Source organism: Streptomyces caeni, assembly GCF_042678285.1.
Classification (GTDB): Bacteria; Actinomycetota; Actinomycetes; order Streptomycetales; family Streptomycetaceae; genus Streptomyces; species Streptomyces caeni.
The window spans coordinates 30042-42418 of the sequence record NZ_JBHUDX010000030.1; the positions used below are offsets into that span (position 1 = coordinate 30042).

Here is a 12377-nt window from a genome sequence, read left to right on the forward strand (position 1 = left end):
CGAGGCCGCTTAGTGCTTTTTGCCGCCTTAACTCGCCCATTTCTGGGAGTCCGGTTGTGTACGGCGGTCCGGCTCCACTAACGAGCTTAGTAAAAAGGGTAATTGTCGAGTAATTTCCTCGCGGCTAACAATGTCCCCGCCGCAGCGCGCCGCTAAATGAAACGCGGGGTCGATTGTCGAAGGGGAACCGGCAACTGCGGACATGCAATTTTGGAACGAGGTCCGCACCATGCGTATTCCCGCCTTCAACCACTCGGCCCGGGCACGCCGGTTCTCCGTGGGGGGTGCCGTCGTCGCCGGCGCGTTCGCCCTGGCCTGTACGGCCATGCCCGGGACGGCCCAGGCGGCCAGTGGCACCCCGGCCGTCGCGAGAACCGCGGCGCAGGCCACGGGTACGGCCACCTATACCGTCAAGTCCGGCGACACCCTGTTCGGGATCGCCCGCTCCCGGAAGGTACCGGGCGGCTGGCAGGCCATCGCCGCGGCCAACAAGATCTCCAGCCCGTACATCATCCGGCCCGGTCAGGTCCTGACCCTGCCCGGCGGGTCCTCCTCCGCCGGCGAAGCCCAGACCCAGACCCAGACCCAGACCTACGCCAACAACCTGGACGGCTGGATCAAGCAGTCGCTGGCGGTCATGGCGAAGAACGGCATCCCGGGCAGCTACAACGGCATCTACCGCAACATAATGCGGGAGTCCTCGGGCAACCCGAAGGCCATCAACCTCTGGGACTCCAACGCCGCCGCCGGACACCCCTCCAAGGGCCTGCTGCAGGTGATCCAGCCGACGTTCGACACGTACCACGTGCCGGGCACCTCGTGGGACATCTACGACCCGGTCGCCAACATCACCGCCGCCTGCAACTACGCGTACCACCGCTACGGCTCGATCGACAACGTCAACGGCCCCTACTGACCGGCCGGTCGGCCTGCCGTTCGGCCGGCCCGCCCGATGGCGGGCGGACAGCCCACCGCGGTGGCGGTCCCCGGAGAAGAGCCGGGGCCGCCACCGCGGCGGCGGGCGACGTCCACCGGTCCGGATAATGGGGGCATGGGATTCGCCGTCTTCATGACCCTGCCCGGCCTGGTCGTCCTGCTGACCGCCGTGGCCTTCACCGATCAGTTGCTCCTCCGTGCCGGGCGGGCCGGACTGCTCCCCTGGCGGAACAGTGTCCGGCAGGGCCAGATATCGGCCACCGGGTTCGAGCAGCTCCACGCGAGCTTTTCGCCGGGGAAGCAGAACGAACTCAAGGAGCGGCAGTCGGCCCTGGTGATGCGGGACGACGAGGAAGACGGGGCGCCGCCGAACCGGACGACGGTGGACCTGGAGGGAGGGACCGCGGTCGTCCGTCTCCCAGGCCATGACCCGAGCCGGCAAGAGCGGTGAACGTGAGCCGCGCGGGGAACCGGGAGGCTACGGTGCCCCCATGTACTCGACCCAGGTCTCCCGGCACGTGAACGCCTCACGTGCAGCCGTCTACCGGGCTCTGGTGGACGCGGACGCGATCGCGGCATGGCGGGTGCCGGCGGGCATGACATGTCACGTGCACGACTTCGATGCACGCGAGGGCGGCAGGTTCCGCGTCTCGCTCACCTACGACGCGCCGGCCGGCACCGGAAAGACGGCCTCCCGCACCGACACGTACCACGGCCACTTCGTGACGCTCGTGCCGGACGAACGGGTGGTCGAGGCGCTCGAGTTCGAGACCGCGGACCCCGCGCTTCGAGGCATGATGACGATGACCACCACGCTGAGCGACGCGGACGGCGGCACCGATGTGCTCGTGGTGCACGAAGGCGTTCCCGACGCCGTGCCCGCCGCCGACAACGAGACGGGCACGCGCATGGCGCTGGCGAACCTCGCCCGGCTCGTCGAGGCGGACCGGCGTTCCGAGTGACCGGTCGAGTGCCCTCCGGCGAGCGCGCGGCGTCCTGCTCGACCGCCGGGACGAGCAACGGGGGCCACAGGGTGACGGCCCCCGGCCGCGCCGCCGGTTGCGGCCGCACCGGGCTTCCCGGCAGGGTTTCGGGCCATGGCCACCTTGCTGATCGTGCATCACACCCCGTCGCCCAACTGCCAGGCGCTGTTCGAAGCCGTGCTCTCCGGCGCGGGGACGCCGGAGATCGAGGGAGTACGGATCGTACGGCGGGCGGCACTGTCCGCCACGGCGTCCGACGTGCTGTCCGCCGACGGGTATCTGCTCGGCACTCCAGCGAATCTCGGCTACATGTCCGGAGCCCTCAAGCACTTCTTCGACCAGATCTACTACCCCTGCCTTGACGAGACGCGCGGCCGGCCCTTCGGCTTCTGGGTGCACGGCGGCAGTGGTGTGACGGGGGCGGTGCGGGGTATCGAGTCGATCACGACCGGGCTCGGCTGGCGCCGCGTGGCCGAGGCGGTCACCGCGACCGGTGAGCCGGGGAAGGCCGACACCGAGGCGTGCTGGGAGCTGGGCGCGACGGTGGCCGCCGGACTGACGGGCTGAGCGCGGCCCCGGTGGCGGGGCCCGTCAATTCCGTGTCTCGGCAAGGGACATGGTGTGCGAGACTGCGGTGATCGACCGTACCGTTTGACCACTCGCGCGACGGGAGTCCGTCATGACGACCGACACACCCGACCCTCTGCACATCGACACCAGCAAGGCGCATCCCGCGCGGGTGTACGACTGGCTGCTGGGCGGCAAGGACAACTACCCCATCGACGAGGCCGTGGGCGAGAAGCTGCCCCCCGAGGCGCATGACGCCGCTCGTCAGAACCGTGAGTTCATGCACCGGGCAGCCGCCTGGCTCGCCACGCAGGGCATCGACCAGTTCCTCGACATCGGTACCGGCATCCCCACCGAACCCAACCTCCACCAGGTCGTCCAGGGCATCCTGCCGACCGCGAAGGTTGTGTACACGGACAACGATCCGATCGTGCTGCGGCACGCGGAGGCGTTGCTGGTCAGCCACCCCGAGGGGGCCACCGACTACATCCAGGCCGACGCGCGCCGGCCGGGAGAGATCATCGAGCATGCCCGGCGAATGCTCGACTTCGAACGTCCCATCGCACTGTCGCTGATCGCGCTCATGCACTTCATCCCTGACGACGAGGATGCCTACGGGATCGTGCGCTCCCTCCTCGCCGCGCTGCCGTCGGGCAGTCACCTCGTCCTGTCGCACGCCGCGTCCGACCTCTACCCGGAACTCGCGGAGCAGGTCACCGCCGAGTACGCCAAGGGCGGCATCCGGCTCGGCTTCCGCACCCGCCCGGGAGTCGCGCGCTTCTTCGACGGCCTGGAACTCGTCGATCCCGGGCTGGTGACGGCGACGGAGTGGTTCAAGAGCCCTCCCGCGCCACCGTCCGAAGGGAGCGGCATCTACACCGCCGTCGCCCGCGTCCCCTGATCGCCCTCCGCGAATCCGTCTGAATCGACGTGCGGGCAGGGGGGAAGAGACGACGTCGAGCGGGACCGGAGCCGGGAGCCGCAGGGCCGGTGAGGCGTCGACGGCCTGGCCGGGCCTGCGGGCGCAGGCGGCGCGGCGTTCGACGATCTCACGGCGGCCCCGGCGCCCCCATGGGCGCGCGGGGTGCCGCGCCTGCTCGGCCGCGTTGCCGTCGTCCTGCCCGCCGTCTGCCCAACCCGGCCGTGTGACCAGTGCGAACGCCGGATGCCTCCGTATGAACAGTGAGCGAAGCTCTGTCGCAGAGGGTTCTTGACCGCTGTGCCGGGGCCATAGCCTCCGCACCATGTCCGACATCTCCCGCCGCGGGATCCTCGGTGCTCTCGCCGGTGGCACCGCGCTGTCCCTCCTGCCCCCCTCGCTCCTCAGAGCCATGGCCGCGCCGATGCCGCGCGGCGGCATGAACGCGATCGAGCACGTCATCGTGCTGATGCAAGAGAATCGTTCCTTCGACAACTACTTCGGCACCCTCAAGGGCGTGCGCGGCTTCGGTGACCGCACCCCCCTGCGCCTGCCCGGCGGCGCCGACGTCTTCAAGCAGCCGAGGGCAGGCGGCGACGTCCTTCCCTTCTCGGCACGCCGGGCGGCGGTCGACGCCGGCCGCCCGGAGAGCGACATCCAGTACCTGGGCTCGCTCCCGCACGGCTTCCCGGACGGCACCCAGGCATGGGCGAAGGGCTGGTGGGACGACTGGATCGCCGCCAAGGGGCAGAGCACCATGGCCTTCTACGACCGGCGGGACATACCCCTGCAGTACGAACTGGCCGACCGCTTCACCATCTGTGACTCCTACTTCTGCTCCGTGTACGGCTCCACCAACCCCAACCGCAACTACCTGTGGACCGGCACAACGGGCTTCGAGCCGGACGGCGTGAACAGAGCCGTCACCAATGCCGCCTACTCCTACACCCACGCCGGATACGACTGGACCACCTACCCCGAGCGACTGGAGGCGGCCGGGGTCCCGTGGCAGATCTACCAGGAGTGGGACAACTTCACCGACAACGCGGTCGAGTACTTCCGGCCGTGGAAGCAGATCGGCCGGAAGATCCTTTCCAAGGTCAGCGGACAGTACTCCACCACCGAGCAGTTCTACGACAGCCTCTGGGGCAAGACCTCCGCGCAGCGGCAGGAGGCCCTCGCCCAGTTCCAGCAGGGCGTGGACCTTCTGACCGAGGCCGAGCGCCGGCTCTTCCTGCGCGGCGCCTACCGCTCCGAGCCGGACACCCTGATCTCCCGGCTGACGGCGGACATCAAGAACGGCACCCTGCCCAGGGTGAGTTGGGTGGTACCCACGGCGGCGCTCTCCGAGCACCCCGGTTCCTCCACCCCGGTCGGCAGCGCCAACCTCGTCTACGATCTGCTCGACGCCCTCGCGAGCGACCCCGAGACCTGGTCGAAGACGGTGCTGTTCATCAACTTCGACGAGAACGACGGCTACTTCGACCACGTGCCCGCCCCGGTCGCGCCCAAGCCCGACTCCGGCAACGGCGACGACTGGTTCAACGGCCGCCCGGTCGGCCCCGGCCCGCGCGTGCCGATGACGGTCGTCTCGCCGTGGACGGTGGGCGGCTTCGTCTCCTCCGAGGCGTTCGACCACACCTCCGTGATCCGCTTCCTGGAGCAGTTGACCGGGGTCCGGGAGCCCAACATCAGCGACTGGCGCCGCAGCGTCTTCGGCGACCTCACCTCCGTCTTCGACTTCCACCGCACCCACCTGCAGCCCGAGGTGGAGCAGCCCGGCCCGGTACCGGCGCCGGTCGGCCGATGGAACCCCGTTCCGCCGAAGGAGCAGGCGCTCCCGGTGCAGGAGGCGGGCACCCGCCCCACCCGTCCCTTGCCGTACCGCCTGTCGCTGCGTGCCGACGTCACCGACGGCCGGGTCCGGCTGCGGCTCGGCAACACCGGCACCGCGGCCGCCACGGTCACCGCGTACCCCGGCGACGGCGGCGAGCCGCGGACCTGGACGGTCGCCGCGGGCGGAAGCACCGTGGACACGGTCGCCCCCGGGTCCGACGGCTACGACCTCCAGGTGCGCGGCCCCGGCTGGTCGACGTGGGAACTGCGCGGCGCCGGCGAGGGCGCCGAGGCGTACCTGGTCGAGCAGGCCGGACCGGGCCAGGTCATGGTCCACTGCGTCAATCCCTCCTCGACGACCCGGACGCTCCTCGTCGGCGAGTCGGTCTACCCGCGCGACGCCGGCGACCACGTACGGACCGTCACCCTTGCGCCCGGACAGAAGCGGATCGTGCCGGTCCGCCTCTCCCGCCACGGCTGGTACGACATCGTCGTGGTCGACAAGCGCGACCCGGGCTTTCTGCGCCGTATGACCGGCCGCCTGGCCGACGGCAAGCGGGGTGTCACCGACCCGGCCACCGGCGTGCTCCCGGCACTGGCCGCTTCGATCACCCTGCCCGAGCCGCTGCCGCCCCTGGACACCCCGCTCGCCCAGGGCAGCCCGGCCGAGGTCGTCGTCACCCTGACGAACCGGAGCGCGACCGAGCTGGCTCGCCTCACGGCCACCCTGCTCACCCCCTCCGGCTGGACGGTCGAGCGGTCCGGGTCCGCGCCGCGGTCACTGGCCGCCGGGAAATCCGCCGATGTCCGCTTCACGGTCACACCGGCCGCCGACGCCACCGTCGGGAGCCTGATCGTGGCTGCGCACGCCGACGGCGACGGTCTGCTGAAGATCGCCGACGCGCGCGTGCGGACCAAGGTCGCCGCCGCGATGAGCATGGCCCTGACCGGTCCGTCGGCCTCGCCGAAGACCGACGGCACGGTGCTCTCCCCGGGCAAACCGCTCACCGTGACCGCGACCGTCACCAACGCCGGCAGCGCCCCGCTCACCGGCCTGGCGGGCACGCTCACCCTGCCGGACGGCTGGACCGCCACCCCGTCGGCCCCTGCGCCGGCCACGGTGCCGGCCCGCTCGTCCGCCGCGCTCACGTGGGATGTCGTCGCGCCCGGGTCGGCCGCCCGTACGTCCGCCACGGTCAAGGCCACCGTCACCGCGAGCCTGGGCGGGCGGACCAAGGAGCAGACGGCGTCCCTGACCGCCGAGGTGGGCCCCGTCATGACCGGTTATCTGCTCGCCGAGGACTTCGAGTCCGTCGCCCCGTCCCTGGCGCCGGCCGTCGACCTCAGCCGTCCCGGCCTGGCGGGCTGGACTCGGACCGCGCCCGAGGGCTGGACGGTCACCAACGCGTCGACGATGCCGCAGGGCACCAGGGAACTGCAGGGCTGGTCCTTCCTCTCCAAGCAGTTCTGGTTCCCGGCAGGGCAGGACCGGCCGGGCTTCGGCCGGAGCCTCGGGATCGTCGCGGTGGCCGACCCCGATGACTGGGACGACACCGGCAACCCGGCGAGCCGCGGACGGTTCGACTCGACGCTGACCACTCCCACGGTCGCCATCCCGCCGGGCACCTCGACCCTCCACCTGGGCTTCGACTCCCACTACCGTCAGGAGAGCCCGCAGGAGGCCGAGGTCACGGTCGAGTTCGACTCCGGCCAGGCGACCCGCGTGCTGCACTACTCCAGTGCGACCTCAGGAAACACCAACGGCGGCCAGGACCAGCAGAACCACCTGGTCGACCTTTCCTTCGCGGTCCCGTCCAAAGCCACCTCGGTCAAGGTGAACTTCCGGCTCCACAACGCGGGGAACAACTGGTTCTGGGCGATCGACAACGTTCGCCTCGGCACCGGCCCGATCAACGACGCGTGAGCCACGTGCCCGCGCGGGGAGCAGACCGGCCCCGCGCGGGCCCGCCGGGGGCGGGGCACGACGGCGGCTCCCGCCCCCAGCGGCCCGCCGTGTCCACCGGCGGGGACCCGCGTCCTTCGGCCGGACCGATCGGCGTCGTGGAACCGAGCGGGGCCCGGGCGCGTTGAGCCGTTCGGACCCGTTGCGCGCCCCATCGTGCCCGCCGGGGCCGCCTCCCGTGCGTCGACGTGACCGGATCCGGTGTACTCAGGTGCTCGCGGACCGCAGGAAGGGACGCCAGGGTGCGACCGGCCGACGCGGGGTTCGTCGTCATACGGAAGGGTGCCGGCGATGCCCCTGCCGGGCAGTGACGGGTTCCCGGCGCCCCGCCGGACGAGGACCGCCGTGTCCCCGGCCGCCCTTACGCGGCGGTCGCGGTCGTCGGGGGAGCATCACCGGCCCACAGCGCCGAGGACCTCTGCCACGAGCCGGCGGGCGTACGCGGCGTCGAGCCCGGCCGGCCGGAAGAGAACGCGGTACATCACCGGGGCGACGACGCGGTCGATCACCGTCTCGACGTCGGGCGCGTTCTCCCCGCGGGCCGCCGCCCGGGCGAGGAGGACGTCGATCTGCTCGGCCGCGTAATCCGAGCACTGGCCGGCGTTGCTGCCGTCCGGGTCGCCGAGCAGGGCGTCACGGATGTAGGCGCGGCCCGGGGGAGACGCCATCTCGTCGACGAACTGCTCGGCCCATGCCATCAGGTCGGCCGAGAGGGAACCGCGGTCCTGGGGAGCCGCGTCGGGGCGCAGCCGCTCGACCGCGACGTCGGACAGCAGCTCCCGCAGGTCGCCCCAGCGCCGGTAGATCGTCGACGGGGTGACCCCCGCGCGCTGGGCGACGAGCGGTACCGTCAGGGCGTCCCGGCCCACCTCCGCCTCCAGTTCGCGCACGGCGGTGTGGACCGACGCCTGGACGCGGGCGCTGCGTCCGCCGGGGCGCGCCATCTGTCTGCGGCTCATGGCCTCACCTCAGAGCAGGACCCCTCGTAAAAGCTGAATGTTTGCGTTAGTCGGACCATGGTGTCTATGGTACTCAAAAGCAAACCAGTTGCGTTTAGTGCTGATGCTCCGGCAGACACAGATCAAGGGAAGCGACAGAGCATGAGGACATCACCGGCCGCCCTGACCCCGTCCTGGACCGTCGGGGACATCACGGTCCACCGCATCGACGAAGTCGCCCTGCCCCCGCAGACCGGAGCGTGGCTGCTTCCCGACGCCACCGCGGACGTGGTCGACGGGCAGGAATGGCTCCGCCCCGACTTCGCCGACGCCCGGGGTTCCCTGCGTATCGACAGCCACAGCTTCGCCCTCTCGGCCGGTGGACTGCGTGTCCTCGTCGACACCGGCATCGGCAACGGCAAGACGCGGGCGAACCCCGCCTGGCACCGCCTGCGGACCGACTACCTCGACCGCCTCACCGCCGCCGGATTCCCCCCGGACTCGGTCGACCTCGTGATCCTCACCCATCTGCACACCGACCACGTCGGCTGGAACACGCGTGAGGTCAACGGCACATGGGTCCCCACCTTCCCCAACGCCCGTTACCTCACCTCCCGCACCGAGCGGGAGTTCTGGGCGGGCCACGCCATGGACGAGCCACGCCGGCAGATGTTCCGCGACTCCGTGATCCCGGTCGAGGAGGCGGGGCTGCTCGACCTCGCCGATGTCCCGGCCGGCGGCACGCCGGTCGCCCCCGGGGTGCGCCTGCTCCCCACGCCCGGCCACACCCCTGGCCATGTGGCCCTGCAGATCAGCAGCGGCGGCGAAAGGGCGCTCATCACCGGAGACTGCATCCACCACCCCGTCCAGTTCGCGCACCCCTCCATCGGCAGCTGCGTGGACATCGACCCCGAGCGGTCCGAGGCCACGCGTCGCTCGTTGCTCGGCTCCCTCGCCGACACGGACACGCTTGTGCTGGGCACCCACTTCCCGCCCCCCACCGGCGGCCGCGTGATCACCCACGGAGACGCCTACCGGCTGTCGCCGGTCCCCGCCGCGCGTCCGGCGCCGTGAGCGTCACGAGCCGGCCCAGGGCCGTGCCGGGAGGGCGTCGCGCAGGCCGGGCGGGGTGGCGGGCGTCAGAGAGGTGTTACGGGTGCGGTGCGCGCGGGCCACGGTGTCGGCGGTCTGTCGCCTCGGGGCCCCGGTACGGCAGGCCCCGTGCCGTCACGGAAGCCGCCGTGCCGATCGGGGGAGGCGTGGCGGGGGGCCTTCCGGGCGGGTCATGAGCCGCCGGTCTCACGCCGCTCGGATGGTTCCCATAAGGGGCAGTTGGGGACATATCAGCGTTTTGTGACGCGAATCCCGGTGGCGATCTCGTACCGTCCAGTCGGGCCGGAGTGTCGGTCCTCGGCGCCCGGCCGGGAATTCGGATCGTGCGTCGGCCCCACCCGGGGCAGGCGCGCACGAACGTGAGGGGACAGCTTCATGTCTGTTTCTCGTACCGCGGTCCGCCTGATCGCCACGTGTGTGGCCTCGGGCGCCCTCGTCGGAGCGGCTGCCGTGCCGGCCCTCGCCGACGGAGCCGGTCATGGCCGCGCCACCAGGGCAAGCCACTCCGGCAGCCATCGTCCGGAAGCCGTCGGGAGCGACCGCGCCCGTGCCCAGGATTGCGACCGTGGCCGGGACCGGGACCGGGACCGCGGCCGGGACCGCGTCCGTGCGCAGGTTCCGGACTGCGACCGTGACCGTGACCGTGACCGGGAACGGGACCGCGCTGGTGCTTGGGACCGGCACCACGGCTGGTACCGGATGTGGCACCGGCGTCATCATCACCACCACTTCTCCGGCCGCGGCTAAGGGGCTTCGTCCGTAAGGGGCTTCGTCCGGAGCCCCGGGCGGTCACCCGGTGCCATGCGCTGCCGGGCGGTGTCGGCGGCGCCGGCGTTCTCCTCGACGCGCTTCGGACTTCGGGTGCCGGGGACGGACGCGACGTGCTCACCGCGGGCCGGCAGCCGGCCGGAGCCGGTCGGGTGACGGTGGCCTTCTCGGCGGCCGCCGGATCGGTGGGCCTGCCCACGGCTTCGGGGTTCTCCTCCGAGTGGCCCGGCCGCCGGCGCGGACGGTTGTCGGGGATCGTCTCCGGGCCGCCCTCCGCCGCCGTGACCGGGCGCGGCCGTTGCATCGCGCCGGGGGCCGAAGGCCGACGTGCGGCCTTCGGCCCCCGGGGTGCGCCGGTGGAGCGAGGAGGAGGGCGCGAGGGCGCCGCCGGCACCGGCCGCCGCACGGCGCCTACCGTTGTCCCAGAGGCGTGTGCACCGAGCGGAAGTCCAGTGCCCGGGCCACCTCTCGCTGGGTCTGCTCAGCGACCCTGCGGGTCTCCGCGGGGACGTCTCCCCGCTCGCCCACCAGGGTGTCGTAGATGGGCGCGTCGGTCCTGGGTGCGAAGCTCACGTCGAAGTGCCTTTCCCCTACGGCTGTGTCCTGTTTCCCGGTGGTACCGGAGGCGGTGGACGAGTGTACGGGGTGCGCGGGCATCCGCGATCACTCTCCCCGGGTTCGCACCTCCACCCGGCATGATGACGTACGATATGCCCCCCCTGCCTCATGACGGGCCGTCACATGTTTTCGGCGCTGAGCGAGTTGGCTCCCGGGATGAGGCGACCCGGGTCGGCTGGGCGGGCGGGGCCGGTCAGTCCGGTTCGTCCGCGGCGGGCCACTGCCGGGAGGGGCCGTCCAGCAGTTCCCTCGCCTGCAGCGCGAGCCACAGTTCCGCCAGGTCCGCCGTCTCGGCCAGGGCGCGGCCCGTGATCTGCTCGACCCGCTGCATCCGGTACATCACGGTCTGCTTGTGCACGCGCAGTGCCGCCGCCGTGCGCTGCCACGACCGGCGGCAGCGCAGGAACGCCTCCAAGGAGGCCACCAGTTCCGTGCCGTGCCGCTCGTCGTACGCCAGCAGCGGGCCCAGGGTCCGTTCCACCTGCCGGCGCGCCTCGTCGACGCCGCGCAGCACGGTGTACCCGTGGTCGTCGCCGTAGCGGGCGCTCCGGTCGGGCCGGGACGCCGCCACGGACAGGGCCCACACGGCCTCGCGCTGCGCGGCCGGCGTCCGCCGGGCGGTGCCGAGGGGGTCGCTGATGCCGAAGACCGCGGCGTTCCCGAGCTTGCCGCGAACGGCGGACAGGGCGTTGTCCTCGTCCGGCAGCAGCGCGTACAGCAGCGGGGCCCGGCTGAGCAGGAGCCAGGGGATCCGGTGCCGCTCCAGGGTGAGGTGCAGATCACGCTGCCCGGCCCAGTCGCCGCGCCGTACGGCCACGAGCACGCAGTCGGACGGTTCGAGTCCGAAGTCCGCCAGCTCCCGTTTTGCGGTCGCCTCGTCGGTCCGCGCGTCGAGCATGTGGGCCAGCAACTCGGCCCCGATGCGCCGCCGGTGCTCCATCGTCATGCTGTGCCGCGCGACCTCCAGGGCCGCGACGGTCGCCAGGTGGTGCAGCAGCGAGGTGTCCGACGCCGGTGCGGGCAGGTCCACCGCGACCAGCACGGTGGGCTCCGCGGCCGGGATCTCCACCATCAGCGCCCTGGCCCCGCCGGGGAGAGGCAGATGCACCACGCCCGGTATCCGCCCGTCCCTCTCCCGCACGGCGTCGAGCACGGCCCGGACCAGCCCGGGGGCGGGCTCGGGCCGGGAGGGGCCCAGAGGGTGGCCGGTGCGGGGGTCCAGCAGGTGCAACCGGCAGCCCAGTTCCCGTGCCACGCGGACGACGGGTGATTCGCTGGGGGTGCCGCCGAGCGCGTCGCGCACCGCGGCGTACACGCGCTCCACCTGGGCGACCCGTGCCGCGTCCGCGCGCGAGTTGGCGTCGGCGACGGCCCGGGAGATCGCCGCGAAGCTCACCGAGTACGGGGCGACCAGGACGGGCACACGGCAGGCTTCCGCGGCCGCGGCCAGTTCGTTGCGCAGCACGGGCGTCCGCGGATCCTCGCCGATGACCAGGCCGCTGGCCCCGGCGTCCGCGATCCCCTGGAGCAGCCCGGCCTGGTCGGCACCGTTGGAGGGCAGGGTGAATCCGTTGCGCATCAGCAGTTCGTCGCCGGCCATCCAGTCCCGCGCCGTGTCCAGGTCGGAGGCGTGCGCCCAGGACACGGCGCGGCCGAGTCCTTCACCGCCGGCGAAGAGGCTCAGGCGCAGGTGGGGCAGCCGTAGGAGGTCCGCGACGCTCGTCCTCACGATCACC

10 protein-coding genes are annotated in these 12377 nt (G+C 72.0%); 7 read left to right on the forward strand and 3 right to left on the reverse strand.

Going from position 1 to position 12377, the window contains the following annotated elements:
* The first annotated feature begins 235 nt into the window (after positions 1 to 235).
* The 6 genes from ACFSL4_RS12690 to ACFSL4_RS12715 all read left to right on the forward strand — a co-directional run bounded on the left by ACFSL4_RS12690 (position 236) and on the right by ACFSL4_RS12715 (position 7165).
* Positions 236 to 916: a transglycosylase SLT domain-containing protein gene (locus ACFSL4_RS12690; RefSeq protein WP_417820693.1), complete on the forward strand. Its 681-nt coding sequence runs from the start codon at positions 236 to 238 to the stop codon at positions 914 to 916.
* 135 nt (positions 917 to 1051) lie between these two features.
* On the forward strand, positions 1052 to 1387 hold the full coding sequence (locus tag ACFSL4_RS12695) for a DUF6191 domain-containing protein (RefSeq protein ID WP_381081716.1): 336 nt from the start codon (positions 1052 to 1054) through the stop codon (positions 1385 to 1387).
* Positions 1388 to 1427: 40 nt separating this feature from the next.
* On the forward strand, positions 1428 to 1898 hold the full coding sequence (locus ACFSL4_RS12700; RefSeq protein ID WP_381081718.1) for an SRPBCC family protein: 471 nt from the start codon (positions 1428 to 1430) through the stop codon (positions 1896 to 1898).
* 135 nt (positions 1899 to 2033) lie between these two features.
* Complete coding sequence (locus ACFSL4_RS12705) at positions 2034 to 2486, forward strand: flavodoxin family protein (RefSeq protein ID WP_381081720.1); 453 nt, start codon at positions 2034 to 2036, stop codon at positions 2484 to 2486.
* 112 nt (positions 2487 to 2598) lie between these two features.
* The gene (locus tag ACFSL4_RS12710) at positions 2599 to 3387 is read left to right on the forward strand and encodes an SAM-dependent methyltransferase (RefSeq protein ID WP_381081722.1); all 789 of its coding nucleotides are present in this window, start codon (positions 2599 to 2601) and stop codon (positions 3385 to 3387) included.
* Positions 3388 to 3730: 343 nt separating this feature from the next.
* A complete protein-coding gene (locus ACFSL4_RS12715) occupies positions 3731 to 7165 on the forward strand; it encodes a phosphocholine-specific phospholipase C (protein WP_381081724.1) in 3435 nt (1144 codons plus the stop codon).
* Positions 7166 to 7596: 431 nt separating this feature from the next.
* Here ACFSL4_RS12715 and ACFSL4_RS12720 read toward each other — a convergent pair whose 3' ends face one another.
* Positions 7597 to 8163, reverse strand: coding sequence for a TetR/AcrR family transcriptional regulator (locus ACFSL4_RS12720; protein WP_381081726.1), 567 nt, complete (start codon positions 8161 to 8163; stop codon positions 7597 to 7599).
* 141 nt (positions 8164 to 8304) lie between these two features.
* Between ACFSL4_RS12720 and ACFSL4_RS12725 the strand changes: the two genes are divergently transcribed.
* Complete coding sequence (locus ACFSL4_RS12725) at positions 8305 to 9216, forward strand: MBL fold metallo-hydrolase (RefSeq protein ID WP_381081728.1); 912 nt, start codon at positions 8305 to 8307, stop codon at positions 9214 to 9216.
* A gap of 1218 nt (positions 9217 to 10434) precedes the next feature.
* Here ACFSL4_RS12725 and ACFSL4_RS12730 read toward each other — a convergent pair.
* Positions 10435 to 10596, reverse strand: coding sequence for a hypothetical protein (locus tag ACFSL4_RS12730; RefSeq protein WP_381081730.1), 162 nt, complete (start codon positions 10594 to 10596; stop codon positions 10435 to 10437).
* A gap of 238 nt (positions 10597 to 10834) precedes the next feature.
* On the reverse strand, positions 10835 to 12376 hold the full coding sequence (locus tag ACFSL4_RS12735; RefSeq protein ID WP_381081732.1) for a PucR family transcriptional regulator: 1542 nt from the start codon (positions 12374 to 12376) through the stop codon (positions 10835 to 10837).
* Position 12377: the final 1 nt, after the last annotated feature.